The organism is Halorientalis pallida, assembly GCF_004118325.1.
GTDB classification, from domain to species: domain Archaea; phylum Halobacteriota; class Halobacteria; order Halobacteriales; family Haloarculaceae; genus Halorientalis; species Halorientalis pallida.
Genome location: NZ_RDFA01000001.1, coordinates 659,945 through 684,573, shown reverse-complemented (window position 1 = coordinate 684,573; position 24,629 = coordinate 659,945). Strand labels below are relative to the sequence as shown.

Annotated in this window: 26 protein-coding genes; 13 read left to right on the top strand and 13 right to left on the bottom strand. The window is 66.5% G+C overall.

Annotation, left to right across the window (positions count from 1 at the left end):
* Positions 1–68 precede the first annotated feature (68 nt).
* Genes EAF64_RS03710 through EAF64_RS03695 form a run of 4 tightly spaced genes read left to right on the top strand, consistent with a single transcriptional unit; the run spans position 69 to position 3,606 of the window.
* Positions 69–1,583, top strand: a complete 1,515-nt coding sequence (locus tag EAF64_RS03710; RefSeq protein WP_129067609.1) for a phytoene desaturase family protein — start codon at positions 69–71, stop codon at positions 1,581–1,583.
* Positions 1,580–2,482 (top strand): prenyltransferase, encoded by a 903-nt coding sequence (locus EAF64_RS03705; RefSeq protein ID WP_129067608.1) that lies wholly within the window; start codon positions 1,580–1,582, stop codon positions 2,480–2,482. The genes EAF64_RS03710 and EAF64_RS03705 overlap by 4 nt, the downstream gene beginning before the upstream one ends.
* Positions 2,472–3,326 (top strand): bisanhydrobacterioruberin hydratase, encoded by an 855-nt coding sequence (cruF, locus tag EAF64_RS03700; protein ID WP_129067607.1) that lies wholly within the window; start codon positions 2,472–2,474, stop codon positions 3,324–3,326. The genes EAF64_RS03705 and cruF overlap by 11 nt, the downstream gene beginning before the upstream one ends.
* Before the next feature lie 52 nt (positions 3,327–3,378).
* On the top strand, positions 3,379–3,606 hold the full coding sequence (locus EAF64_RS03695) for a DUF7860 family protein (RefSeq protein WP_129067606.1): 228 nt from the start codon (positions 3,379–3,381) through the stop codon (positions 3,604–3,606).
* A gap of 1 nt (position 3,607) precedes the next feature.
* Here the strand turns inward: EAF64_RS03695 and EAF64_RS03690 are convergent, their stop codons facing one another.
* Positions 3,608–4,564: a phytoene/squalene synthase family protein gene (locus tag EAF64_RS03690; protein ID WP_129067605.1), complete on the bottom strand. Its 957-nt coding sequence runs from the start codon at positions 4,562–4,564 to the stop codon at positions 3,608–3,610.
* A gap of 188 nt (positions 4,565–4,752) precedes the next feature.
* Here EAF64_RS03690 and EAF64_RS03685 point away from each other — a divergent pair, with 188 nt between their 5' ends.
* The 3 genes from EAF64_RS03685 (at position 4,753) to EAF64_RS03675 (ending at position 5,944) form a co-directional block, all read left to right on the top strand.
* Positions 4,753–5,022 carry a DUF7553 family protein gene (locus tag EAF64_RS03685; protein WP_129067604.1) on the top strand — a complete coding sequence of 90 codons (270 nt, stop codon included), beginning with the start codon at positions 4,753–4,755 and terminating at the stop codon, positions 5,020–5,022.
* Positions 5,023–5,072: 50 nt separating this feature from the next.
* Complete coding sequence (locus tag EAF64_RS03680) at positions 5,073–5,339, top strand: DUF7553 family protein (RefSeq protein ID WP_129067603.1); 267 nt, start codon at positions 5,073–5,075, stop codon at positions 5,337–5,339.
* A gap of 71 nt (positions 5,340–5,410) precedes the next feature.
* Complete coding sequence (locus EAF64_RS03675) at positions 5,411–5,944, top strand: hypothetical protein (RefSeq protein WP_129067602.1); 534 nt, start codon at positions 5,411–5,413, stop codon at positions 5,942–5,944.
* Positions 5,945–5,961: 17 nt separating this feature from the next.
* Here the strand turns inward: EAF64_RS03675 and EAF64_RS03670 are convergent, their stop codons facing one another.
* The 11 genes from EAF64_RS03670 to EAF64_RS03625 all read right to left on the bottom strand — a co-directional run bounded on the left by EAF64_RS03670 (position 5,962) and on the right by EAF64_RS03625 (position 16,373).
* Positions 5,962–6,291 (bottom strand): hypothetical protein, encoded by a 330-nt coding sequence (locus EAF64_RS03670; protein ID WP_129067601.1) that lies wholly within the window; start codon positions 6,289–6,291, stop codon positions 5,962–5,964.
* Positions 6,292–6,351: 60 nt separating this feature from the next.
* Complete coding sequence (locus EAF64_RS21560; RefSeq protein ID WP_267899419.1) at positions 6,352–6,474, bottom strand: hypothetical protein; 123 nt, start codon at positions 6,472–6,474, stop codon at positions 6,352–6,354.
* A gap of 84 nt (positions 6,475–6,558) precedes the next feature.
* Complete coding sequence (locus tag EAF64_RS03665) at positions 6,559–8,373, bottom strand: hypothetical protein (RefSeq protein ID WP_129067600.1); 1,815 nt, start codon at positions 8,371–8,373, stop codon at positions 6,559–6,561.
* A gap of 3 nt (positions 8,374–8,376) precedes the next feature.
* On the bottom strand, positions 8,377–9,390 hold the full coding sequence (locus tag EAF64_RS03660) for a right-handed parallel beta-helix repeat-containing protein (RefSeq protein ID WP_129067599.1): 1,014 nt from the start codon (positions 9,388–9,390) through the stop codon (positions 8,377–8,379).
* Between the two features lie 348 nt (positions 9,391–9,738).
* Positions 9,739–10,965, bottom strand: coding sequence for an ornithine cyclodeaminase (locus tag EAF64_RS03655; RefSeq protein WP_129067598.1), 1,227 nt, complete (start codon positions 10,963–10,965; stop codon positions 9,739–9,741).
* A gap of 58 nt (positions 10,966–11,023) precedes the next feature.
* Positions 11,024–11,416: a hypothetical protein gene (locus EAF64_RS03650; protein ID WP_129067597.1), complete on the bottom strand. Its 393-nt coding sequence runs from the start codon at positions 11,414–11,416 to the stop codon at positions 11,024–11,026.
* Between the two features lie 111 nt (positions 11,417–11,527).
* Positions 11,528–12,127, bottom strand: coding sequence for a hypothetical protein (locus EAF64_RS03645; protein ID WP_129067596.1), 600 nt, complete (start codon positions 12,125–12,127; stop codon positions 11,528–11,530).
* The gene (locus EAF64_RS03640; protein ID WP_129067595.1) at positions 12,124–12,813 is read right to left on the bottom strand and encodes a DsbA family protein; all 690 of its coding nucleotides are present in this window, start codon (positions 12,811–12,813) and stop codon (positions 12,124–12,126) included. Before EAF64_RS03640 ends, EAF64_RS03645 begins: the two co-directional genes overlap by 4 nt.
* A gap of 69 nt (positions 12,814–12,882) precedes the next feature.
* The gene (locus EAF64_RS03635) at positions 12,883–15,396 is read right to left on the bottom strand and encodes a PAS domain S-box protein (protein WP_129067594.1); all 2,514 of its coding nucleotides are present in this window, start codon (positions 15,394–15,396) and stop codon (positions 12,883–12,885) included.
* A 96-nt stretch (positions 15,397–15,492) separates the two neighbouring features.
* Positions 15,493–16,008 (bottom strand): gamma carbonic anhydrase family protein, encoded by a 516-nt coding sequence (locus EAF64_RS03630; protein ID WP_129067593.1) that lies wholly within the window; start codon positions 16,006–16,008, stop codon positions 15,493–15,495.
* Positions 16,009–16,052: 44 nt separating this feature from the next.
* Entirely contained in the window at positions 16,053–16,373 is a 321-nt protein-coding gene (locus tag EAF64_RS03625; protein ID WP_129067592.1) for a hypothetical protein, read from the bottom strand.
* 131 nt (positions 16,374–16,504) lie between these two features.
* Here EAF64_RS03625 and EAF64_RS03620 point away from each other — a divergent pair, with 131 nt between their 5' ends.
* The 4 genes from EAF64_RS03620 (at position 16,505) to EAF64_RS03605 (ending at position 23,156) form a co-directional block, all read left to right on the top strand.
* Entirely contained in the window at positions 16,505–17,215 is a 711-nt protein-coding gene (locus EAF64_RS03620; RefSeq protein ID WP_129067591.1) for a fumarylacetoacetate hydrolase family protein, read from the top strand.
* Between the two features lie 363 nt (positions 17,216–17,578).
* A complete protein-coding gene (locus EAF64_RS03615; protein ID WP_129067590.1) occupies positions 17,579–19,291 on the top strand; it encodes a type II/IV secretion system ATPase subunit in 1,713 nt (570 codons plus the stop codon).
* A gap of 2 nt (positions 19,292–19,293) precedes the next feature.
* Positions 19,294–21,438, top strand: a complete 2,145-nt coding sequence (locus EAF64_RS03610; RefSeq protein ID WP_129067589.1) for a type II secretion system F family protein — start codon at positions 19,294–19,296, stop codon at positions 21,436–21,438.
* A complete protein-coding gene (locus EAF64_RS03605; protein ID WP_129067588.1) occupies positions 21,435–23,156 on the top strand; it encodes a DUF7289 family protein in 1,722 nt (573 codons plus the stop codon). The genes EAF64_RS03610 and EAF64_RS03605 overlap by 4 nt, the downstream gene beginning before the upstream one ends.
* 6 nt (positions 23,157–23,162) lie before the next feature.
* Here EAF64_RS03605 and EAF64_RS03600 read toward each other — a convergent pair whose 3' ends face one another.
* Positions 23,163–23,606 (bottom strand): universal stress protein, encoded by a 444-nt coding sequence (locus EAF64_RS03600; protein ID WP_129067914.1) that lies wholly within the window; start codon positions 23,604–23,606, stop codon positions 23,163–23,165.
* A gap of 173 nt (positions 23,607–23,779) precedes the next feature.
* Between EAF64_RS03600 and EAF64_RS03595 the strand changes: the two genes are divergently transcribed.
* Both EAF64_RS03595 and msrB read left to right on the top strand, forming a co-directional pair.
* Positions 23,780–24,031, top strand: coding sequence for an MTH865 family protein (locus EAF64_RS03595; RefSeq protein WP_129067587.1), 252 nt, complete (start codon positions 23,780–23,782; stop codon positions 24,029–24,031).
* A gap of 101 nt (positions 24,032–24,132) precedes the next feature.
* The gene (gene msrB, locus EAF64_RS03590) at positions 24,133–24,540 is read left to right on the top strand and encodes a peptide-methionine (R)-S-oxide reductase MsrB (RefSeq protein WP_129067586.1); all 408 of its coding nucleotides are present in this window, start codon (positions 24,133–24,135) and stop codon (positions 24,538–24,540) included.
* The last annotated feature ends 89 nt before the right edge of the window (positions 24,541–24,629 follow it).

Genomic DNA, 24,629 nt, shown 5'->3' with positions numbered 1-24,629 from the left:
GTGACCGCCTGTCGAACCACACTGGTGAGCCATCCCATTTATCCCGGCTCCGGACCCTATATTCGCCAATGAGTTCGCTCGCTGGAACGACCATCGACGTAGTCGGCGGTGGGTTCGGGGGACTGTCGACTGCCTGTTATCTCGCCGACGCCGGTGCGGACGTCCGGGTACTCGAAAAGAACGAGCAACTGGGTGGACGCGCCAGTCGGCTCGAAGTCGACGGCTTCCGCTTCGACATGGGTCCGTCCTGGTACCTGATGCCCGACGTGTTCGAGCGCTTCTTCGGCCACTTCGGGAAATCGACCGACGACTACTACGACCTCGAACGTCTCGATCCACACTACCGGATCTTCTTCAAGGACGGCGACGAGGTCGACGTGTCCGCCGACCGCGCCGAGGTCCGGGAGCTGTTCGCCGAGTACGAGGCCGGGGGCGGTGAGGCCTTCGACGCCTACCTCGAAGAGAGCGAGTCGAACTACGAACTCGCCATGGACAACTTCGTCTACGAGGACCGCCCGCGCCTGCGCGACTGGGTGGACCTGGACGTGATGAAAGCCGCGCCCGTCGGGCTGAAGCTCATGGGCAACATGCAGGGCCACGTCGAGAAGTACTTCGAGAACCCCAAGCTCCAGCAGATCATGCAGTACACCCTCGTGTTCCTCGGCGGTGCGCCCCACAACACGCCGGCGCTGTACAACATGATGAGCCACGTCGATTTCAACCTCGGCGTCCACTACCCCGTCGGCAAGGACGGCCGTGACAACGGCCTCGGCGCGGTCGTCGACGCCGTGGTCGACCTGGGCGACGAACTCGGCGTCGAGTACGTCACCGACGCCCCGGTCGCCGAGATCACGCGCCGGAAGGATGGGTTCCTCGTCGCCACCGAGGACGGCACCGAGTACCACCCCGACCTCGTCGTGAGCGACGCCGACTACGCTCACACCGAACAGGAGTTGCTCCCCGAACACGAGCGCCAGTACGACGCCGACTACTGGGAGTCGAAGACCTACGCACCATCCGCCTTCCTGCTCTACATGGGCGTCGAGGGCGATGTCGACGAACTCGCCCACCACACGCTCGTCCTCCCGGAGGACTGGGACCCACACTTCGAGCAGATCTTCGACGAGCCAGCCTGGCCGGACGACCCGGCCTACTACCTCTGTGTCCCCTCCGAGACCGACGAGACCACGGTGCCCGATGGTGACACCGACGAGTACAGCAACCTGTTCGTCCTCGTCCCCATCGCGCCCGACCTGGAGGACGGCGAGGCCACTCGCCAGCGCTACCGCGACGAAGTCCTGGCCGACATCGCCGAGAACACCGGCGTCGACCTCCGGGACCGGATCACCTTCGAGAAGCAGTTCTCGGTCTCGGACTTCGGCGAACGCTACAACTCCATCCAGGGGACGGCCCTCGGGCTGGCCCACACGCTGAAACAGACGGCGCTCCTGCGCCCGTCCCACCGGTCCTCTGCCGTCGACGGGCTCTACTTCACCGGTTCGTTCACGACACCCGGCATCGGCGTTCCAATGTGTCTCATCAGCGGTCAACACACCGCAGACGCCGTGATCGACGACAGATGAGCGACAACGCCGTTCGCACACGACTCGAATCGGTCGCCAGCTACCTCCCCTCCGAGGAGACCCGGCTGGGCTACCTGTTCTGGCTCTCCCGGCCGCGGTTCTGGCTCTACCTGGGCGGTCCCGTCATCGTCGGCGCGACCTTCGCCGCAAACGACGTGGCCGAACTGTTCTCCCCCATCGCCGTCCTCTTGCTGGCGTACTTCACCGTCCCTGCGAACGTCTTTCTCTACGGCGTCAACGACGCCTTCGACGCCGACATCGACGAGGAGAACCCGAAGAAAGACGACCAGGAGGTTCGCTACCGCGACGACATCTGGGTCGCCGTCGCCGTCGCGATGAGCGGCGCGCTCGGCGGCATGTTCATCTTCCTGTTGCCCTCGGCCGGGACGCAGGTGCTGGCGCTGTGGTTCCTGCTCGCCGTCGAGTACAGCGCGCCGCCGCTGCGGTTCAAGACGACGCCGTTACTCGACTCGATCTCCAACGGCCTCTACATCCTCCCGGGCGTGATCGCCTTCACCGCCGTCGCCGGCGAGTTGCCGCCGCTCTTTGCCATCGTCGCCGGGTGGCTCTGGACGATGGGGATGCACACCTTCTCAGCGATCCCCGACATCGAACCCGACCGCGAGGCGGGCATCCGGACCACCGCGACCGTCCTGGGCAAGCGACGGACCTACTACTACTGTGCGGCCTGCTGGCTGGCGGCCGCGGCTGCCTTCTCACAGGTCCACGTCCTGTTCGGTGCGCTCCTCTTACTGTACCCCGTCCTGGTGTTCGGCATCGCCTTCTCCGGCATCGACGTGGACGACGCTTACTGGTGGTACCCCGCGATCAACACGCTGATCGGCATGACGATGACCATGGGTGGCCTCTGGGTTCTCCTGTTCGGCTATGGCGGTTGAGACGCCGACCCGGGCGGCCGTCGAGGCCCGCCTCGACGACCTCGTCCGTGACAACCGCTTCACCATCGCCGTTTTCTTCCCCGCCGTCGGCGCGATCATGCTCCTGGCCAGCGCCGAGGCCCTCTTCCCCGACCCGCTCAACTTCAACCCCTATCTGGTCCTCTTCGGGACCTTCGTGATGCGCCTGCCGCTGATCGCCGGCGTCGCGCCGCTGGTCGACCGCCGGGCCACCGCCGCTCTGCTCGCGCTGACGGCCTACTCCTACGGAATCGAGTACGTCGGCGTGACGACCGGCTGGCCCTACGGCTTCTTCGAGTACGGCGTCGAACTCGGGCCGATGCTGCTGGACACCGTGCCGCTCGGCCTGCCCATCTTCTTCTTTCCGCTGGTTCTGAACAGCTACCTGCTCTGTCTCCTCTTGCTCGGTGACCGGGCGAGTCGCTGGGCGATCCGCCTCCCCGCAGTCATCGCGACCGTCCTCCTGGTCGATCTGGTCCTCGATCCCGGGGCGGTGGCGCTGGGCTTCTGGGCCTACGAGGGCGGCGGGGCTTACTACGGCGTCCCGTGGTCGAACTATCTGGGCTGGGTCCTCTCGGCGACCGTCGCCGTGAGCCTGTTCGACGTCGCGTTCGACTGGACCGAACTGGTCGCTCGCGTTCAGTCGTGTGCGTTCATGCTCGACGATCTCGTGAGCTTCGTGATCCTCTGGGGGCTCATCAACGCCTACTTTGGCAACTGGATGCCCGTGGCCCTCGCCGGCCTGTTTTTCGCCGGGCTGGTCGAGATCGACCGGTTCGACTTCCGGGTCCTGCGGACGGTGCCCGGCCTCTCCGGCCGGTGGTGAGGCCGGTGCAGAAACCGAAAGAAATTCAACGGTTCATCGGAGTCTCCGGAGTATGGGACACAGTGCGACGTTCGACTACCAGACGTACGCGAAGGGTGGGTTCTTCCTCGGTCTCGCCCTGCTCGTGATCGGTGTCGTCGGCTCCGTCGTCGGCCACACCTTCTTCGAACCGCTTCCCGCCTGGGAGAACACGCTGTTCGTCGGCGCCGAGTTCACCGGTCTCGTGATCGGGTTCTTCTCGCCAATCGTGTTCGGCATCGTCCTCCCGCTGATCGAGTGAGCTACTGCGTGGGGGTCCACTCTGGTGGTTCCGGACCGGCCGAGGGAGTCGGCGCGTCGCCGATGGTCGAGACCCGCTCGAACACCGCCTCGGGGTCCTTGTTCCAGTGCCAGTGCCACCGCGTCTTGGCGATCAGCCAGAGCTTTCGCGTGGTCGAGAGACTCGGCGTCTCCGAGAACACGTCGTAGTCCCGTTCCCGGACCAACCGGTGGTGGTCGGCGTAGAGCACTGCCGCCAGCAGGACGGCGAACTGGCAGTCCTCGGGCAGGTACTTGATTCCGGCGACCCCGTCGCGGTAGAGCTTCTCGGCGCGAGCCATCTCGTGGATCATCGCCGACCGGAACCCGTCGGACATCTCCAGGTTCTCGATGTCGGCTTCGGTGACGCCGTACTGTTCGAGCGTCTCTCGCGGCAGGTAGATCCGGTCGCGGTCGACGATGTCCTCGCGCACGTCACGCAGGAAGTTCGAGAGCTGGAACGCCTCTCCGAGCGCCCTGGCGTGTGGCCGCGCCACCTCCGGGTCGTCCACGTCCATGATCCCGGTCATCATGTACCCCACTGCCGACGCCGAACCCCGCATGTACGCTTCGAGTTCCTCGTAGGTTTCGTAGCGACTCTTCTCGATGTCGGTCGCCATCGCGTCGACGAACAGTTCCACGTCCGCCTCGGTGATGTCGGACTCGCGGCGGACTTCGTCGAACGCCTGTAGAACCGGGTCGTCCGTCTCGCGTCGACCCAGCGCCGCCTCGCGGAACTGCTCCAGCCGCTCGCGTTGCTCGGCGGGCGAGAGGTCGTTGTCCTCGTCGTCGACCACCTCGTCCGCGATCCGGAAGAACGCGTACAGCACGTAGGTCTTGTGACGGATCCGCTCGGGCAACAACCGTGTCGCGTAGTAGAACGTCTTGCCGGTCTGTCGGTGGATCTCCCGGCTCTCCTCGAGTGAGTCGTTCGTTACCATTCTCTAGTAGTGCGTATAATTCGACGGGCGCGGCTCTCGCTGGGGAGACAGGGATGGGGCTCGTACACGTGTCTAGAGGTTAGAACCGAACCGGTTTAACAACGGTACCTTACTGGTTGGTACCGACTGCCTTCGATTCCGTACACGTTCGGAAAGTGTTTTTGCCGACGTTGGTCGAACGGACACGTATGGCTCGACAACAGCTCGAAACCGCAGCGACGAACCTCCGGACAGCAAGCGACGCCACGGCCGAGGAGGCCAGCGACCGCCTCGACGAACTGGCCGACCAGCTCGACGATCTCGCGACCCGCGAGTCCGGCCCGGACCACGGCCGCCTGGCCCGCATCCAGTCCGCCCTGGCCGACCTCGACGACGAGGTGGGGGCCGACGCCGGCGCGGCCATCGACGACGCCGACGACGCGATCAACACCTACCGCGAGACCCTCGAGGGCGTCTAGGTCCCGGAACCTCTTTCTCGCCGGGCGCCGGAGTACCAGTAGAGGGGAGTATGCGACACGAACTGACGGGACTCTCGAAGGCACACCGCCAGCTGTTGCTCGCGTCCGAACTGACCGTCGACCGTGCACTGGCCGAACGGCTGGCCGACCTGGCTCACCAGGTGGGCGAACTGTCCGCCGACGGTCCGAACCACGAGGCGGTCCGGACGATCGAAACGCAACTTCGCGACGTCGGCCGTGACTCACACCCCGACGTGCGCGCCGCTATCGGCCGCGCCCGGACGCTGTTGACCCCCTACCGCGAGCCCACCGACTGAAGCCGCCGACTCCCGCAGGCGAATCTGACTGTTCAGGGGAGTTTTATACTCGCGACGAACTACCCGCGCTCATGTCAGACGGTGAGACGGGGATCACGGGCCGTGACCGCGAGGAGATCGCCGAGCGGGTGCGCGCCGTCATCGCAGCCGAACTGGGGGACGACGAGGCCGAAGAGATCGCACGAAGCATCGCCCGGGCTATCGGCGAGTACGTCGAGCGAGAGGGGGACGCCGAACAGCTGGTCGCTGCGGTCGGCGACGAGGTCGTCGTCAGACTCGACGGCGAGACCGCAGACGAGGTCGTCGAGGCCGTCGCCGACATCGTGATGGACAACCTGCCCGGCCTCAGACACTCGGTCGCGATCCGCCAGTCGGTGCGGCGGATCGTCGGACGACTCACCAGCGGCCGAGCCGACACGATCGTCCAGCAGGTCGGCGACGAGGTCGTCGCGACGCTGATCGAGAACGGTCACGCCGAGGACCTGGTCGACGCGGCGCTGGAAATTGCCATCGAGGCCGCCATCGAGGGCGACTACGCCGAAGCGTTGATCCGGGAGATCTTCGACGACGGCGTCACGCAGATCATCGAGGAAGACGCCGACTGACGGAGGACTCCACCCGGTCAGGAGCCGGCCGAACCCCGCCCCAGCAATCGGTCCGACAGACTCCCGAGTGACTTCACCGCGACGTCGACGTACAGGCCGACCAGAAAGGAGAGCCCGGCCGCGTACTGCTGACCCGACCCGCCGCCGGCGAAGGCGGTGCCGGCCGCAAAGAGCAGGTAGATGCCCGCCGCCAGCAGCCAGGCCGCCGGGATGCGAAGCGCCATCTCGACCAGTTCTCCGAACTCGTCGTACTCGTCGTAGCCCTCGACGTTCGTCATCAGCTTGGTGAACACGTACCCCAGCGCCCCCAGCGACGCGTAGAGGTCGACGTACGGCGGGACGGTCACCGCACTCCCGGACGCCGTGAGCCACCCCTCGACCGGGACCAGGCCCCCCGAGAGCGCGATTCAGACGAGCGTGAGGAGCGTGAGCGCACCGATCAGGAGCCAGTTCCCCGACCACCACCCGTCGACCGCTTCGGATTCCCCCACAGTCCCCGCCTCCGGCGGTTGCGTGTCCGCGTCGGCCATATCGAACTGACACCACCACGGAAAATAAGTGTGGGTGATACACACACGATCTCGGCGCGGCTCGCCGATCGAGTGGGGGCGGCGTTACTCCTCGACGATTCGGATGCCGGCCCGTCCGTCGACGTCGATGGACTGGATCGGACCGCTGATGCGGTAGACGTCGGTTCCGTTGCCCACGATGCCGACCACGCGACTCCCGTCGATGTGATCGGTCATCGTGTCCCACGGTGACTGGCCGTCGACGCTCGAGGAGTGGTTCTCCGCACGGTCGATCGTACCGGATACCGTGACGTCGTACTTGGCGATCTGATCGGGGTCGCTCGTCCCGTCGATGACGAGCAGGCGGGCCCCTTCCGATCCGCTGCCGACTCCGGGTCCGCCATCCGATGCGCCGGAGTCACCGGCATCCGACCCGTCGGAGTCGCTCCCGGACCCGTCTTCGGCACCACTCCCGGCGTTGCTGGCGCTGTCGACGAGTGCCTCGAACGTCGTCGCCGTGCCATCGGCCGTGATCGACACGTCGTATCCCTGGGTCACCGAGTAGCCGGTGATGGGTCCCGAGACCCAGTAGGAGTCGACCGCGCCGGGGTCCATGCTGACGCTCGTGGCCCTGTAGCGGCCGTCGCCGTCGGTTTCGATGCGGTCGGTGCCGGGTTCGGACTCGCTCCCGAAGGTCACCTCGCCCTCGACCGTCATCGAAACGTCGCAGTCGTCGTCCGGGTTGGCCTCGCTCGCCGTCAGAACGATCTCCGTCCCGGACGCATCCGACTCGTCGTCGGAATCCGGGGCCGTCGCGCCATCGGCCGGTGTCCAGACGTCCCCGCTGCCCGAACTCGGGGGCGTCGCGTCACTGCCCGTCTCGGTGTCGAAGGAGTCGCCGGGGTCGACACTCCCGTCGAGCGGGTTCCAGCGTCGCGACTCGACGTCCGTCCGCGGCGCGTCCCCGTTCGAGATGTCGCCGGGGATCGAATCGCCCGAGAAGTACGGCTCGGTGACACAGCTCACGTTCGAGAGCGAGGAATCCGATGCGACCGCGGTCGGTCCGCTCGCGGTGTCGAAAATCTCCCGGTCGATTTCGTTGCCAAAGCGGGAGTTCCTGACGACGACGGTGTTCGAATCTGTCGAGTCCGGTCCCCAGTCGATGCAGGGGCCGTCCGCACCGCTCGCGTCGCCGTTCGGGCCGATGTAGGCGTCGCAGTTCTCGATGATGGTCTCGCCGCCGCCCTCGAACTTGGTCATTCGCGGGGTCCCAGGGCCACCCGGGTCGCCGTCGGGTTCTTTGAAGTCCGGGACCGCCCCGTCCACGAGGTAGATGCAGTCACGGAGCACGGCGTTGCCGCCGCGCCACGCGCTCGCCGTGTTGTGGTAGGCGTTGCCCTCGAAGACGACTGGCATGTCGTCCTCGTCGCGCTGAGAGTAGTAGAACAGCGAGTTACCGTGGGGGCCGAAGTAACAGTTCTTGACCACGTGTTTGCCCTCGCCGCTGTCACAGCGGGCCACGTAGGAGTCCGACGGGGAGACGGTCCCGTCGGGGAAGTTGAAGTTCACCCACTCGAGGGTCCCGCCGTCGCAGTCGACGTCGATCTTCACCTGCTCTAGGGGCTTGATCCCCCGGATGTCGATGTTCTCGATCCGGAGTCGGGTACTCGTCCCCTGTTCCGCGTTCGAGTCCATGTCACAGTCGATGGACACGCCCTGCGGGTCGCCGTAGATGGTCGCGTCGTCGGCCTGGAAGTCCAGGTCCGAGTGATCGCCCGTGTACTCGCCTGGCGGAATGTACACCTGGACGCCGTCGTCCAAGACGTCCTGAATCGCGTTCGGCAGATCGTCGCCGTCGCTGACGTCGCCTGTGAGATCGCGCACTTCGCTCCCCGGTCGTCCTGCTGGAATCGTTGCCATGTATTAGACCTCCGTCACGTTGATGTTCTCGCCAGTCCACGTCCTATCGACGTCCCAGGCAGCCGAAAGCAGGCCACTGCCGGGGTCGGTCACGCGGAGGTCGCTGATCGTCCCGTCACCGCCCGTGCTCGGCAGCGTGAACTCGATGGGCGCCGACGCGACGCCGGTCCAGTCGACATCGCAGTCGTCGATCTCGACGTTCGTCCCGGGACCGTCGACGACGATCGCTCGTCGGGCCTGTCCACCCGCCCCGGTGGAGACGGGAGCCGTCGCCTCGAAGTAACAGCCACGCACGACGCTGTCGTCCCCGCCGACACTGATCGCGGCCGTGCCGGTGTTCACGAAGTCACAGTCCTCGACGACCACGGTGCCGTTCGAGCCCTTGTAGGGGTCGGAGACGTCGAGTGCGGTGTCTCCGAAGTTCGAGAAGTGACAGTGGCTCACCCAGAGCGTTCCAGCGTGTTCGGTCCCCGTGTAGATGCCCGTCGCGTTCGCGCCGTCGACGGCTCCGTCCGGCATGTTGACGTTGAGCAGCTCCATGCGAGCCCCCGCATCGGCACCGACGCGCCACCGGGAATTGGGCTGTCCGTGTGCCCCCTTGATCGTGAGATTCTCGAGTCGGACCGACCCGTCAGTCGCCGTGATCGTCGGACCGACTGGTGTGTCGGAATCGCTCGCTCCGCGCAACACGACACCCTCCGTCGAGCCGAGTAAGGCGGCATTACTGTAGGAACCACCCAGTCCGGAGCCGGTGTAGGTGTACTCCCCGGCCGGGACGTGCACGACCGTATCCGAGTCGAAGTGGGTCTCCAGGTAGGGATCGATCGAACCGCCGTCGGTCAGCCCCTCCTCGCCCAGGTCGACCGTCTGCCCGTTCGAGGCTGGGGTCGCTCCCGCAGTCCCCACCGCAGTCCCTGCACCGAACGCAAGCGCGGACACGCCAGCCGCCTTCATCAGTGCCCGTCTGGTGGTAAGCCGACCTTTCCCGCTCCGGCCGTCGTCGTCGTCACGTGCCATACAGGGTAAGCAAAGGGTATTAAAATAAGATTTCTGACTAATAAGTGATCAGGTAGATATGGGTGAAGGCCGATCAGCCATCCGACTGCTACTGCTTCGCCTTCAGTTCACCCAGTCTTCTGTCCTTTCAATTGCCGGACGCTAACCGTTCACGCACCCTCGCTCCACTATAGCCGAGACATTACTGGCCGTTGGTGCGGTCTGGACGCCCGATCGACGCCGATCATGGCTGAACGTGAACCCACCACTTGCCATGCAAAAAAGGCGTCTCTCGGACGGTTGTACGAGCTCCGTCCTCCAGTGAGCGAAAAACCACTCGGTCGGTCCCCACCCTCGCGGACGGAGGCGCTACTCGTCCAGGACTTTCTCCGCGAGAATCGGCACGAACGTCCCAATGTCGGTGACCATCCCGACGGCCTGTGCGCTCCCGCGGTCGAGCAACTGCGTCACGGTCGCGGGGTTGATGTCGACACAGACGACCCGGGTCGTCGAGGGCAGGCAGTTGCCGACGGCCACGGAGTGAAGCAGGCTCGACAGCATGAGTACCATGTCGGCCTCGTGGGCCTGCTCGCGGATGGCGTTCTGGGCCTCCACGGCGTCGGTGATCGTATCGGGCAGGGGGCCGTCGTCGCGGATCGACCCCGCCAGCACGAACGGGCGGTCGTTGTCGACACACTCGTACATCACGCCGGACTCGATGGTGCCGTTCTCGACGGCGTCCTCGATGCCGCCCTCTCGGATGACCTCCGAGATGGTGTAGATGTGGTGTTTATGCCCCTTCCGCGGGTGGTCGAGGCTCTCGGTGTCCATCCCCAGGGAGGTGCCGTAGAGGTCCCGCTCGATGTCGTGAACGGCGAAGCCGTTGCCGGCGGAGATCGTGTCGATGTACCCTTCCCTAACTAAGCGGGCGAGGTCCTCCCGTGCGCCGGAGTGGATCAGCGCGGGGCCACAGACCGCGAGGATCTTCCCGCCCTCGCTTTTGATCTCCTCGATGGCCTCGGCGACGTTGGCGATGGTCGTCTCCGACGGTCGCTCGGAGGAGACGCCGCCCTGCATGAACCCGAAGGCCCCCTCGGAGCCACGGGGGCGCTCGGGCGGGCTGACGCGGATGCCGGCCTCGCCGGTGACGATCAGGTCCCCCTCCTCGACGGCGTTGAGGACCTTGGTGTAGGCGCAGGGGTCGTCCCCGTCCTCTACCACCACGGCGCAGTCCATCTCGATGTCGTCGACGTCGATCCACTCGCCGTCGTAGCGGATCACGGTGGGATGGTTGGTCGTCGAGTAGAAGCCCTTCGGGACGACCTGATCGGCCGGGGCGGGTTCGAGGTGAGCGTCGCTGGGATCGGCCGGATTGGCCCCGTTCTGGTGGAGTTCGTGGACGATAGACTGGAGTTGCGCCTCGTCGTCGGCGCTCACGAGCAGTTTCGCGTAGGAGCGTTCGTCCTTGTGGCGGCCGATCTCGAACGTCTCGACCTCGAAGGACCCGCCCATGTCCATGATGATGCCGAAACAGGTCTGCATCATCCCCGAGTCGATGATGTGTCCCTGCAACTCGACTTCACGGGAGACAGTCATGCTCGGGCAATGGACACTCGGTGATAAGTCCGTTGCGTGTCCGCAGCTGTCCGAGTTCTCACCCCTCGTCCTCGACCCGTCGGCTCACGTCCCACTCGACCCCCTCGGCGCTGTCCCGGAGCCGGTCGAAGAACTGCCGGAGCCCGCCCGACTCCGTGGCAGGCAGGACGTGCAACCGGACCCGCGAGTTCCGGACGCTCACCCGGAACACGTCGCCGGTCGCCTCGTCGTGGACCAGATACAGCGGCATCGGCAGGTCGAACCAGTCGCCGTACGTGTACCCCTCGCCGTCGAGGACGCCCTCGACGACCCCGCGGAGCCACGCGTCCTCACGCTCCGGAACCGGCGCGAGCGAGAACGTCGTGCCGCCCTCGTACTCGACGCCGCCACCCCGCGGGTAGCGCCGCTCCGGCCGACTCGGAATGGCGAAGGGGTCGTCGTCGACTGTCATGCCGCGCTCGACTTCCTCTATGTCGTCTTCCTTTTTAAGTACGTGGCCGCGCCCCGTCTCCTAAACGTCGACAGGACACCCTCAGAGCAGAGCTCTGACGAGCCCCGTCTCCTAAACGTCGACAGGACACCCATTGATCTCGCCACCACGCATCCCGTCGGCCAGCCAGTAGATCGAGAGGATCACGACGACCAGTGCCAGCAACGAGATTTCCAGCCCCTCCAGGGGCAACAGCGTCACCAGCCCGGTCGCGCCGAACAGCGAGAGTAGGCCGGCCAGCAGGGCTGTCCCGCAGGCCGCACAGCCAGCGCCGAGCGTTCCGAGAATCAGTCCGAGCGCGCCGCTCCCGCTCTCCTGTACCGAGAGGCCGTGTTCGCGCAGGTGATAGGTCACCATCGCCACGTCGACGCCGATCAGCGCCGCCAGCACCACCAGCACGACCGCCGTCGGGAGCGAGTAGATCGATCCCAGGAACGGGTACAGCCCCTGCAGGATGGTCAGCCGGGCGGACAGCGGCAGGTCGCCCGTCAGTGCGAACAGCGCCGGTTCGAGGTTCTGGGTGAGGACGAACAGCGTCAGCCCGGCCAGCGCCGCGACGACCGCCACGGCGGCGTACAGCGGCCCCGTCAGTACCAGTCGTGCGGTCCGTCCCATCAACCGCCAGTCCTCGCGCCGGGTCGGGAGCCGGGGGAGTCGACTGGTGACGCTCATAGCCCCAGCGTCGACCGCACGGCGTCGAACCCGACGCTCCCCGAGTACGACGTTCGGTACTGCCCGTCCCGGAAGAGGTAGACGGCAGGTGTCGCACTCGCGCCCGCGGCCTCGCCAGCGTCGAGGTCGGTCTGGACTGCACTCTCGGCGTCGCCGTTCTCGACGGCCGTTACGACCGCGTCGGCGTTCACCTCGGTCTCGGCCGCCAGGAACTCTCGGGTTCTGTCCAGCACGGCGTCCCGGCCCGCGCTCCGGAAGCCGTCCTGCTCGGTGAAGTAGTGGTCGACGAGCGCCCAGTGGGCGTCCTCGTTCCGTGCGTAGGTCGCCTCCAGCGCCCGCGTGCCCGGCTTGCCCCACTCGTAGACGATGGGGTAGCCCCGGAAGACGAACGTCGCGTCGCCGGGATCGACCAGTTCCGAGCGGATCTTCGGAACCGTCTGCTCCTCGAAGGTCTTGCACCGTGGACAGGACGGATCCTCGAAGGCGACGATGGTACCCGTGGCCTCGCCGGGTGCCGGGCCGAGGTGTGGCTGACTGTCCAGCCCCTGTGCGGCCGGGTGCGAGTCGAGTGTCCGTCCGCCGTTCTGACCGTCGCCATCCTCCGAGCCGCCGCCGAGACAGCCGGCGACGAGCGTTCCGGCGACCGCCGTGCTCCCCGTCAGAAACCGTCGACGCGTTCCCTGCATGGATGGACGAAGGCGGGCACCGGGGAAAGGTGTTCTCCGAACTCCCTTCGGGAGCAGTGCCGAGTCCGTCTAGAATTCACCCGTGCCGGCCCGGCCGGGCTGACTGTCGACGGGCGGGCTCGCGCTGTCGAGGACGAGGCGGACGACGCTGCCACCGTCCTCGGGAGCCTCGAAGACGACCTCGCCGCCGGAGTCGTGGGTGATCCAGGTGACCAGCCACAGGCCGAGGCCGCTGGCGTGATCCAGCGGCGTCTCACTGCCCTTCCCGACGATGCGCCGTTCCTTCTCGGGGATGCCCGGGCCGTCGTCGGCGACGGTCACGGTGACCGACTCTTCGTCGGTCGAGACCGACACCTGGATCCGGGGTTGCTCGGTGTGTTCGATGCTGTTCTCGATGAGGTTCTCGACGGCCGTGTCGATCAGCGGCGTCGCCTCGACCCAGGCGTGGGCGGGCAGGTCCGTCTCGAAGGTCGCGTCGGGGTACTGGTCGCGAAACCGCTCGACCTGCGTCGCGAGCAACTCCCCGAGATCGATCGGTTTGCGTGTCTGTTCGTGGTTGGCCAGCGTCTGTTCGATCTCGCGGGCCTTCTCGCTCAGACTGTTGATCTGCTCGGCCCGGTCGACGATAGTGTCGAGTTTCGCCTGTGTCTGAGCGTCCGAGACGGCCCGCGAGACCAGTTCCGCGTTGGCCATGATGACGTGCATGCTGTTTCGCAGGTCGTGTCGGAGCGCCCGATTGAGGACGGTCAGTCGGCGCTCCCGTTCCTGGCGGTCGGTCACGTCACGAAGGACGCCGACCGAACCCCGAAACTCGCCGTTCTCGTCGGTCAACAGAGCGACGTGGTTCTCGCTGGGGATCGAATCGCCGTCGACCGGTTCGAGATCCATCTCGTAGATCGCTTTGGTCTGTTCGCTGGTGAGCAGGTCACGGATCAAGTCCCGCCCGCGCTCGATGTCGCGCTCGTCCATACAGATCGACACGTGGGTCCCGACGAGGTCCGCCGCGGGCATGCCGACGACCTCGTAGGCCGTGTCGTTGAGCGCCACGAACCGCCCGTCCTCGTCGACGGCGTAGACCCCGTCGGGGACCGCGTTGAGCATCTCCTCGTACAACTCCAGCTCCTGCTCGCGCTCTTTGCGGTCGCCGATGGCCCGGACGATGGCCATCTCCCCCCGTTCACCCTGGTACTGGACGAACGTCGTGCTGACTTCGACGGGCACTCGTTCACCGCCGAGTGTCTCCAGTTCGATCTCGTAGCGGCCGGTTTCGCTCTCCCCGTCGAGACGTTCCTCGTAGTTGCGCCGAACGACGTCGTGGTCCTCCGGGGTGATCAGGTCGAACACGTCCGTCCCCTCGATCTCGGCGCGGGTACCGCCGACCAGCGCCGCAAACTGTTCGTTGACGAACTGGAGTCGCCCCTTCCGCGTGATCGCGATGCCGTCGTTGGCCTCGGTCAACAGCGTCGAGTAGAGCTGTTCCTGTTCCTTCCGGTCGGAGATGTCCCGGACGATCCCCGCGGTCCCGCGGAACTCGCCGTCGTCGCCGGTCAGGGTGGCGACGTGCACTTCACACGGGACCGTCTCGCCGTCCTGTGTGGGGAGGTCCACCTCGAAGGTCGCGCTGTCCCGGTCGGGATCGGCCCGCAGTTCGTCGACGATCTCTCTGCTCCGGGCCACCGCTTCGTCGGAGATCATCTCCGCGGGACTCTCGCCGATCAGCTCCCCGGCCGCCAACCCGGTCCGGGACTCGTGGGCCTCGTTGGCGAACGCGAACCGACCGTCCTCGTCGAGCGCGAACACCAGGTCGTCGACGGCCTCGACGACGGTCTCGTACATCCGGAGTTCGCGCTCGCGGTCCTCGCGCTCGGCCACGTCCCGGATGCTGATGACCGTCCCACCGACCGCGGGGTCGTCGATGAAGCTCTGACCCCGGCTCTCGACCCAGCGCCAGCCGCCGTCGGCGTGTTCGGCTCGATACACCGCCTCGACGGTGTCCTCGGGCTGAGACAGACTGTCGGCCAGTCGGGCGAGGACCTCGTCACGGTCCTCGGGGTGGATGACGTCGGTGCCGCGCCGCCCGATCAGTTCCGACGGGCTGTAGCCCAGGATCCGTTCGACGCTTGGGCTGATGTACCTGATCGTCGCGTCGGGGTCGATGATCGCGATGGCGTCGGTGGCCTGTTCGACCAGCTTCCGGTAGCGCCGCTGTTCGGTGCTGACCGTCTCGATGGCCGCCAGGACACGCTCCCAGAGCTCGGCGGCGTCGGTGAGCGTCCCTGCCGGGACGTACTCGTCGACCCCGGCCGAGACCGCCTCCCGGGCCAGGGCGTCGCTTCCCGACGCCGGAACGAGGACGAACGCGACGTCGTCGAACCGTCGCCTGACGGTCCGACAGAGGTCGATGCCCGTCCCGTCGTCGAGATCCGCCTCGCTGACGACACAGACGACGTCGCCGAGTCGGTCGGTCGCGTCCGACAGCGTCTCGACGCGCTCGACGGTCGTCGCGTCGCCACTCTCCCCCCGCAACGACGACGCCTGGGCACCGTCGGTCCCGACGTACAGCACGACCCGACCGGTCTTCATGCGATGTCACCACTTATCGGGGTTGCGTACAAAAACCTGTGGCCGAGTTTGCCTCCCGAAGGCTGCTACCGGTCGATCACGGGACGGCGGGCCGGCCTACTCGAAGAGGTCCTCGTGGCGCTGGGCCAGGTTCGTGTAGTCGCCGGAGCTGTACGCCTCGAAGACGGTCTCGGGGTCGATGGTCGTCTCCGAGAGTGGTGTGACCGACGCCGGCATCCCGCGGACGAACGAGTGGGCCGGTACCTCGTACCCCTCGGGGACCACGGTGCCGGAGGCGACGATGCTCCGCTCGCCGATGACCGACTCCGTCACCGTGGAGTTGAAGCCGACCAGTGCCCCGTCCTCGACGGCCGTGTCGTTCAGCACCGCGCCGTGGCCGACCAGCACGTGATCACCGACCGTCGACGCGTGCAGGACGGCGTTGTCCCCGACGTGGGACTGCGCGCCGACCCGGACCGGCCCCACGTCACCGCGCAGGACGACGCCGGGCCAGACGCTGGCATCGGCCGCAACCGTCACGTCTCCAACGGCCGTCGCTTCACGGCTGACGCGGGCCGCCTCGTCGATCTCCGGTCGCTCCCCCTCGAACGTGTACTGGCGACTGTCCGCCATGGTGTGTGATACAATATCACGGCTCAAAACCGTTGGGCCCCGTCTCAGTCGTCTTCCCCGTCACCATCGGACAGGCGACGGACCGTCTTCAGCCACCGCTTTTTCGCCGCGTGTCCGGGGTAGGCCACGGGGTTCCACGTGATGCCCGCCTCGGCGTGAGAGTACTCCGATTCCCGGCCGGTCCACTGTCGCCACACCGCCACCCCGCTCGCGACAAGCAACAGCGCGAGCACGACGGCGAGCCCGATACTCGCGGGATGACTGGACCGGGACACCGAGCGGAAGAGCAGGAACACCATCGGTGGCAGCGTGACCGCCGCGAGGAGATACATGAGGGACTTGCCCGGTATCTCGACGTGGCCCATTGCCGCGTCGACCTTCGAACGATGTACTGTTAGTATTTTTGATAAGTCTCCCGATACCACCCGAGTGCGCGGCGGTCCGCCCGCCGTTCGAGACCGGACCAGCTAAACGGCCGGGGTGGAAACCCCGGCGTATGAAACTCGCACGTGCTGACACACCCGACGGTGTGGTCGAGGGCGAATACGTCGACGGCGTGATCGAGACCGACGACGCGACCTACGAGATCGGCGACGAGGCGACCCTGCTCGCGCCCTGCGATCCCGACGCGCTGTTCTGCGTGGGACGGAACTTCGGCGAGAAGGTCGACCAGATGGACTACGACATCCCGGACGTGCCCGACTGGTTCATCAAACCGCCACACAGTCTCCACCCGCCCGAACAGCCTATTCCCTACCCCGAGTGGACAGAGGAACTGACCTACGCGGGTGAACTCGCGGCCGTCATCGACGAGCCCTGTCACGACATCTCCGAGGACGAGGTGGACGATGTGCTCCGTGGCTACACTATCCTCAACGACATGGACGCGCTCGACCAGGAACGTCGCACCGCCCGCAAGGCATTCGACGGCTCCGGCCCGCTGGGTCCCTGGATCGAGACCGAGTACGAACCGGTGGGCAAGGAGATGGAGACCCACATCGACGGTGAGCGCCGCCAGCACGACAACACCGAGAACATGTTCAACAAGCCCCGCGAGACCGTCGCCTTCCTCAGCGAGCGGTACACCTTCCGCCCGGGCGACGTGATCTCCTTCGGGAGCCCCGCCAACCCCGGCCTCGTCGAACCCGGCGACGAGATCGAGATCCGCTACGAGGGCATCGGCACGCTGCGAAACACGATCGAGTGACCGTCACGCGCGGCGAACACTCCCGGATCGGTACAGTCCCGATACATTTTTGCGAACTGTTATGTACCCTTACGTACTCTTATATCGAGAGAATCTATGGATGGAGAATCGGGCAGTTCAGGGGGTAAGGGCGAACAATACGGCGGTACTACCGACGATAATCTAACCGAAGACGGGACCGTTAATAACACAAATACGACAGGCGTGGGGGAGGGAGTGAGTGACCGGCGATCGGACGCCGGCGAGGCCGCGTCGCCGTCCGAGGACGAGGTGGGTTCGGGTGCTGGGGCGGCCGATCGGGAGACCGTGTCGCTCGCCTAGGCGGTCGACCGTCACGCGGCCGTCGACCTCACGGCCGAGGACGTGGGCACCGATCTCGTGATCTGGGAGGACACGACAGTCACCGAGATCCTCGCGGAGGTCGTCGAGTACTTCCGGACCGCCGATCTCGGCGACGACTTCGCCGGCCCGGCCGACGAGGCGTTCGTCGTCGACCGGTTTTTCGACTTCGACTACCTCGACCACTACGAGGAAGTCGAGCGGACCTGGCTGCAGAAACCCTTCGCGTACGCCTCGATCCTCTACGACCCCGCGGAGAACGAGTACCTCTATCACGTCAACGAGCCGACGCTCGACGAGTTCGAGCGGTTCGTCCAGCAGGACCTGGTCGACCTGCTCCGGGATACCCTGCTGTACCGTGACTTCGACGGCGAGCAGGACCGCGAGACCCTGTTCCAGCAGGAGGCACGCGCGCTCATCCTCGATCACGCCGCCACCGTCGACGACGGCTCCCTGCACAAACTCCTGTACTACCTCCTCCGGGACTTCCTCCACTACGGACCCGTCGACCCGATGATGCGCGACCCGGCCATCGAGGACATCTCCTGTGACGGGACGGACGTGCCCGTCTTCGTCTACCACCGCGACTACCGCGACCTCGTGACCAACGTCAGTTTCTCCCGGGAACGGCTCGACTCCTTCACGTTCCGGCTGGCACAGCGCTCGGGCAAGCAGATGACCGTCTCCAGCCCGCTGGTCGACGCCAGCCTACCCAACGGCTCGCGCGTCCAGTTGACGCTGGGCGGCGAAGTGAGCACGCGGGGCTCGAACTTCACCATCAGGAAGTTCGCCGACGTGCCCTACACCCCGGTCGATCTCGTCACCTCGAACACCTTCTCGGTCGAGCAGATGGCCTACTTCTGGCTCGCCATCGAGAACAACAAGAGCCTGATCTTCGCCGGCGGCACGGGGTCGGGGAAGACATCCAGCATGAACGCGGTGTCCTTTTTCATCCCGCCCCGGAGCAAGGTCGTCTCCATCGAGGACACGCGCGAGATCGACCTGCCCCACGAGAACTGGATTCAGAGCGTCTCCCGCGGCGGCGCGTCGGCCGACGGGCGCGGTGACGTGTCCATGTTCGAGTTGCTCCAGGCGGCGCTTCGCCAGCGGCCCGAGTACCTGCTCGTCGGCGAGATCCGGACCGAGGAACGCGTCGCGCTGACCTTCTTCCAGGCGATGTCGACCGGACACACGGCGTACACGACGTTGCACGCCGACACGGTCGAGACGGCGATGAGCCGCCTCCGGAACCCGCCGCTGAACGTGCCCGTCCAGATGTTACAGGACCTGGACATCGTCTCCATCCAGTCACAGGCGTTCGTCGACGATCAGCGGGTGCGACGCAATCGGACCGTCGCCGAGATCGAACCCGGTGCGGACGACACGACTGTCGACATCTCGCCCGTCTTCGGCCGTGACGCCGCCAGCGACGCGCACGAACGCGCGGGTGAGTCCCGCGTCCTCGCGGAGATCGCCGAGGACCGCGGCTGGTCCGACGAGCGCCTCCAGCGCGAACTCGACGATCGCGAGACCGTCCTCGGGTACCTCGCCGAGCACGACATCACGAATTACGACGAGGTCGCCCGGGCCATCCACCTCTACTCCCGGGACCCCGACCGCATCCTCGCGGAGGTCGAGGCGGCCGAACTCGACCGGCAGAGCCTGCTGGAGACCGGGCCGGACATCGACGAGATTTCGCCCGTCGAACTCGGCGTGAGCGAGGGGCCACTGGACTGACGATGGCCGAGAGAACGCGCGATCCAGCGACCCCAGTACAGGCAGAAACGACCGAAGCCGACAGCCGCCAGTTCCCCCCAGTCGGGCGGCGAGGAACCGCCGACGCCGAACGCATCCGCGCGGAGTTCGGGCGCGTCCGGGCTTACTTCAAGCAACGCCCGGCGCAGTACCGCGACCTCCAGCGGGCGCTCAACCAGGCCCGTTCCGGCGTCGGCTACGACGTGTACCTGGAGCGGACCGCCTACTACGCGATCCTGACGGCCGTCGCCGGCGGACTGTTCGGCGTCTTCCTGACGCTGTTGCTGTCGAACCTGGGCGTGATCGCCGGCATCCGGAATCCGCTCGCGTTCGACGGCGGCCTCGTGCGGTTCGTCGGCCGCAACCGGTCGCTGGCGTTCGGTGCCGCTGTGACGCTCGTCCTCGCGGTGCTCTCGGGTGGTGCGGTCTGGTACGCGCGGGCCGCGTACCCTCGCTACATCGCCGGCAACCGACGACGGAACATCGACGTCACGCTCCCGCACGCGATCACGTTCCTCTACGCGCTCTCCCACGGCGGGATGAGCCTGCTGGAGACGATGCGCGGGCTCGCCGAGGCTCAAGACAGCTACGGCGAGGTGGCAAACGAGTTCGACATGATCGTTCGCGACGTGGACCTGTTCGGGAACGACCTCTACACCGCGATCCGGAACGCCCGGAACGTCACGCCGAGCGATAACCTCGAAGGCTTCTTCGACGACCTGCTCGCGGTGCTTGACGCCGGTGGCGACGTGACCGCGTTCTTCCAGGACGAGACGGACACCTACCTCGAAGACGCCCGCGAACAGCAGGGCAACTTCGTGTCGACGCTGGAGTTGCTCTCGGAGGTCTTCGTCGTCGGATTCGTCGCCGCGCCGCTGTTCCTGGTCGTCATCCTGCTCGTCATCAGCCTGCTCGGCGGGGCGACGCTCGGCCAGCTCACGCTGTTGATCTACGCCATCCTCCCGCTGGGGATGATCGCGTTCCTGGTGGTCATCGACGTCCTCTCGACCCCGTACCGGGTTCCCCGGACCGAACTCGAGGCCGAACCCGGAATCGGCGGCGACCGGTTCGGGCGACTCGCGGCCGCGGTCGTCCGCGACGCCGTCGCGGACCTCCTCGACTGGCTCGGCGTCCTGAGCCGGTCGGTACCCGACGAGGCGACCCTGCCCGCCTCGGACCGGCAGGCGTACCGCACCCAGCAGTACCGCCGCACGCGCCGACGACAGGAGTTCCGCAAGCGGCTGTCGGACCCGTTCGCGTTCGTCCGTCGGAGCCCGCTGTGGTCGCTCCTGTTCACGGTCCCGCTGGCGCTGGTGGTCGTCGGTGTGTCGCTCGCGACCGGTATCGTCGAGTCGACCCCGACAGCCTTCCTCGCCGAACCGGTCACGACGACGACGCTCCTGTTCGTGGTGCCGCTGTTGATCGTCGCGATCCCGCTGTCGGTGTTCCACGAGCTGAAGGCGCGGCGAGAGACCGACTTCGCACGCCGGTTCCCGGACACGCTGAACGTCCTCTCCGGCGCCAACCGGATGGGGATCGAGTTCACCGACGCGCTGGCGATGGTCGGACAGTGGTCGCGGGGACCGCTGGCCACCGAACTCCGGATGGTCCGTAACGACATCCGGTGGCACTACGACACCCGGGCGGCGCTGCTGGGACTGGCCAACCGGGTGCAGGCCCCGTCGCTCTCGCGCACGCTGAAACTCGTCGCGGAAGGGACGCGCTCGTCCAGCGACGTGGCTCGCGTCCTCGCGGTCGCCGCCGACGACGCCCGCGAGCGGTTCAAGATCGAACGCCGCCGCCGACAGGATCTCTCCGCGTACACGACCGTCGTCGTCGTCGGCTTCCTCGTGTACATGCTGGTGATCGTCCTGCTCGACACCAGCTATCTGCAACCGATCGCCGACACGCCGTCGGTCCCGGAACCAGAGGGTGTGACGGGCACGCCGGTGAGCGTGGTGAACCTCCCCGTCGAGGCCTACCGGGCGTTGTTCTTCCACTCGGCACTCATCCAGGCTACCGGCGTCGGCCTGATCGCGGGGAAACTCTCCCGCGACAGCGTCCTGAGTGGTCTCAAGTACGGCATCGCCCTGATCGCACTCACCCTCGTCACCTTCGCACTCCTATGACCGACCAGAGAGACACCACGGACGGACAGCACCCGACCACGAGCGCCGCGACCCGCTCGCGCCTGCGGACCGACCGGCGCGGGGTTTCGGAAGTCGTCGGTACGCTCCTCATGTTCGGTCTGCTCGTCCTCTTGCTCGTCCTCGTGCAGGTGAACGCGGTGCCGGCGGCCAACCAGCAAGTCGAGTTCGAGCACGACCAGCGCGTGCAGGGCGACCTCCAGGAACTGCAGGAGGCGATCCTGCTGACGGCGTCGACCGGTCGCGAAGGCGTCGTCAGCGTCGAGACCGGGACCGGCTACCCGTCGCGACTGTTCCTGTTCAACCCCCCGCGGGCGTCCGGCACCATCGAACGCACCGCGGTCGGGACCGTCGAGGTGCGGAACGCGCTCGCGACCGGTGACACCGGCGACTACGTGGACGGGACCCTCCTCTCGTTCGAGTCCGGCGGCCTGGCCTACCGGCCGAACTACAACGAGTACGGCGGCGCGCCGACGACGGTCTACGAGAACGGCGTCCTCTACAGCAACTTCACCGGCAACCGGTCGGTGATCCAGGAACGGGGCGCCATCGTCAGCGGTCGCGATCTGTCGCTGGTGGCGCTCCAGGGGACGCTCGCGACGTCGAGCTCGCGGTCGGTGTCGGTCGGTGTCACGCCGCTCAGCGCCCCGACGCGGACCGTCAGCGTCACCAACGTGGCGCCCGGTGACCCGGTCACGATCACGGTACCGACCCGACTCGGGCCCGACGCGTGGCGGGCACTCCTCGAGGAAGAACGCGAAGCCAACGGCGGGCACGTCACGCGGATCGAGCGCGCGTCGAGTTCGACCGTTCGGATCACGCTCGCAGAGGGCGTGGTCTACGACCTCCGGATCGCCGCGGTCGGCGTCGGGACCGGTTTCGACCGGTCGACCGACGCGGCGTACATCACGACCGTCTCGGGCAACGGCTCGACCGTGCCCGAGGACGGCAGCCATCAGGTCGTCGCCGAAGTACGCGACGCCTACAACAACCCCGTCAGCAACGAGACGGTGAGCGCGGAGGTCGTCCAGGGCGGCGGAACCGTCCTGGTCGTCGGCACCGACCGGACCGACGACGACGGCCGGAGCACCCTCGAGTACACCGCCGACGGGATCAACTCGCCACTGGAAGACGTGGTCGTCGACGTGTGGATCGGCGACGGGTCGGCGACCCCGAGCGACCCGGCGCGGGTCAGTGAGTTCTCGCTCACCGTCTTCGACGTGGACGGGACCGGTCAGACGGGCGGCACGCCCGGCGGGAACCCGGTCAATCCGGGTATCAACCTCCAGCTGACGGGTGCCCAGGCCGTCGGGAGCGGGCAGTGTAACTCCCGGAACGGCTGTGACGCGGCGGTGACGGTCACCAACCGGAACGCACAGACCGGCTGGACCGTCGAGGAACTGCGCGTCAGCGTCTACGCCGCGCAGGGTGACGGCGGGCCAACCAGTTACGTGGTCTCTGACACCCGCGGTGCGAGCGGGACGACGCTGTTCGTCGGCGCCGATTTCACCCCCGCACCGCTCGACGACTTCGGGCCCGACGGTGCCAGCGACGACCAACAGACGTACTACTTCGACTTCGCCGGCTTCTCGACCCCACAGGACGGGGTTCGGACCGGCGACACGTTCGTCCTCGAAGTCGTCTACGAGGACGACGACGGGACGCCGACCGTCGTGACGTACTTCGTGCCGGTGAGCTGATCGGCGTCAGTCCTCGCCGTCGCCGATGTCGACCACGAGCGTCGGACGGCCCACGTTCTCGACGACGCGTTCGGTGACACTGCCAAGCGAGGCCAGCCGGTCGCGCCCGGTCCGGCCGTGGGTCCCCATCACCAGCAGGTCGGCCTCGATCTCCTCGGCGTAGCTCATGATCTCGGTGTGGGGGATTCCCTCCCGGCGCTCCCCGACGACCTCGACGCCGGCGTTCGCGCCGCCGGTCTCCGTGGCGTCCAGTGCGGCCTCGCCCTCCTCTTCCAGCGTGGCGATCACGTCGTCCTGCGTGTCCTCGTCGGCCGCGAGGAAGAGCCGGCGGTCGACGACGTACAGCGCGTGGACCGTCGCGTCGTTGTCGGCCGCGATGTGGAGCGCGTGGCCGAGCGTCTCGTCGGTTCCGCTGCTGCCGTCGGTCGGGACGAGTATACGGTCGTACATGTCGACGCCGTTCTCCGGGCTCACACTTGAATCACCGGTCCGATCCGGCCCCGGAACTGCGTGTGACACAACTTCACACAACAAATGAGGAGTTTACACTGTTAGCCCGTGAGGAGCCATTTCTTCACGAAAGAACCACCAATTTTAGTAAGGAGGGTTACGAGGCGATGTGTATGGTCGACAAAGATGACCTGCGACAGCAGCTGATCGAAGGCTTCGAAGGCGCAGATTACCCCGTCAACAGCCCGATGGACCTCGTTCCGGCTCTGCCGAACGGTCCGTCCACCACGTTCGAGTCCGGTGACGTGAGCTTCACAGCCATGGAGCTCAACCAGAAGGGCGGTGGCGGCGACTTCCCCTACGACGACGTCGAGACCCTCGTCGACGACATCATCGAAGGTCTCGAAGACGAAGGCCACATCTAACGCCCGCAAACCGACCTCGTTTTTTCGCGATCGATCCGACCAGCGACGCGACTGTCGGCGTCGGGGGAACCGGTATCAACGTCCAGCCCTTAGCGTCGTGCATGTCACAGGACGCCGAACGTGACCTGCCCGACAGCGACGAGGAGTGGCGCGACGTGCTCGACGACGACGAGTACCGCATCCTCCGCGAGGCCGGGACGGAACCGAAGTTCAGCGGCGAGTACGTCGACCAGAAGGCCGACGGTGCCTACGTCTGTGCGGGGTGTGGGACGGAACTGTTCGACTCCGACACGAAGTTCGAGTCGGGATCGGGCTGGCCGAGCTTCTACGACGCGGCGAAGGACAACGTCGAGACGCGACTGGACACGAGCCACGGGATGCGCCGGACGGAAGTAATCTGTGCGACCTGCGAGGGTCACCTCGGCCACGTGTTCGAGGACGGACCGGAGCCGACGGGGAACCGCTACTGCATCAATTCGGCCGCGCTGGACTTCGACCCGGCGGAGTAGTCGCCGCGATACCTGTCTGAGTAGTATATCTTATACGTGATGATACACTGACCTTGCCGTGTGGTCGTCGCGGATCGGTCTGGGGACAG

Coding starts and splice junctions, on each gene's coding strand:
- EAF64_RS03710 (WP_129067609.1), top strand. CDS start 69: ATGAGTTCGCTCGCTGGAACGACCATCGACGTAGTCGGCGGTGGGTTC.
- EAF64_RS03705 (WP_129067608.1), top strand. CDS start 1,580: ATGAGCGACAACGCCGTTCGCACACGACTCGAATCGGTCGCCAGCTAC.
- cruF (WP_129067607.1), top strand. CDS start 2,472: ATGGCGGTTGAGACGCCGACCCGGGCGGCCGTCGAGGCCCGCCTCGAC.
- EAF64_RS03695 (WP_129067606.1), top strand. CDS start 3,379: ATGGGACACAGTGCGACGTTCGACTACCAGACGTACGCGAAGGGTGGG.
- EAF64_RS03690 (WP_129067605.1), bottom strand. CDS start 4,564: ATGGTAACGAACGACTCACTCGAGGAGAGCCGGGAGATCCACCGACAG.
- EAF64_RS03685 (WP_129067604.1), top strand. CDS start 4,753: ATGGCTCGACAACAGCTCGAAACCGCAGCGACGAACCTCCGGACAGCA.
- EAF64_RS03680 (WP_129067603.1), top strand. CDS start 5,073: ATGCGACACGAACTGACGGGACTCTCGAAGGCACACCGCCAGCTGTTG.
- EAF64_RS03675 (WP_129067602.1), top strand. CDS start 5,411: ATGTCAGACGGTGAGACGGGGATCACGGGCCGTGACCGCGAGGAGATC.
- EAF64_RS21560 (WP_267899419.1), bottom strand. CDS start 6,474: ATGGCCGACGCGGACACGCAACCGCCGGAGGCGGGGACTGTGGGGGAA.
- EAF64_RS03665 (WP_129067600.1), bottom strand. CDS start 8,373: ATGGCAACGATTCCAGCAGGACGACCGGGGAGCGAAGTGCGCGATCTC.
- EAF64_RS03660 (WP_129067599.1), bottom strand. CDS start 9,390: ATGGCACGTGACGACGACGACGGCCGGAGCGGGAAAGGTCGGCTTACC.
- EAF64_RS03655 (WP_129067598.1), bottom strand. CDS start 10,965: ATGACTGTCTCCCGTGAAGTCGAGTTGCAGGGACACATCATCGACTCG.
- EAF64_RS03650 (WP_129067597.1), bottom strand. CDS start 11,416: ATGACAGTCGACGACGACCCCTTCGCCATTCCGAGTCGGCCGGAGCGG.
- EAF64_RS03645 (WP_129067596.1), bottom strand. CDS start 12,127: ATGAGCGTCACCAGTCGACTCCCCCGGCTCCCGACCCGGCGCGAGGAC.
- EAF64_RS03640 (WP_129067595.1), bottom strand. CDS start 12,813: ATGCAGGGAACGCGTCGACGGTTTCTGACGGGGAGCACGGCGGTCGCC.
- EAF64_RS03635 (WP_129067594.1), bottom strand. CDS start 15,396: ATGAAGACCGGTCGGGTCGTGCTGTACGTCGGGACCGACGGTGCCCAG.
- EAF64_RS03630 (WP_129067593.1), bottom strand. CDS start 16,008: ATGGCGGACAGTCGCCAGTACACGTTCGAGGGGGAGCGACCGGAGATC.
- EAF64_RS03625 (WP_129067592.1), bottom strand. CDS start 16,373: ATGGGCCACGTCGAGATACCGGGCAAGTCCCTCATGTATCTCCTCGCG.
- EAF64_RS03620 (WP_129067591.1), top strand. CDS start 16,505: ATGAAACTCGCACGTGCTGACACACCCGACGGTGTGGTCGAGGGCGAA.
- EAF64_RS03610 (WP_129067589.1), top strand. CDS start 19,294: ATGGCCGAGAGAACGCGCGATCCAGCGACCCCAGTACAGGCAGAAACG.
- EAF64_RS03605 (WP_129067588.1), top strand. CDS start 21,435: ATGACCGACCAGAGAGACACCACGGACGGACAGCACCCGACCACGAGC.
- EAF64_RS03600 (WP_129067914.1), bottom strand. CDS start 23,606: ATGTACGACCGTATACTCGTCCCGACCGACGGCAGCAGCGGAACCGAC.
- EAF64_RS03595 (WP_129067587.1), top strand. CDS start 23,780: ATGGTCGACAAAGATGACCTGCGACAGCAGCTGATCGAAGGCTTCGAA.
- msrB (WP_129067586.1), top strand. CDS start 24,133: ATGTCACAGGACGCCGAACGTGACCTGCCCGACAGCGACGAGGAGTGG.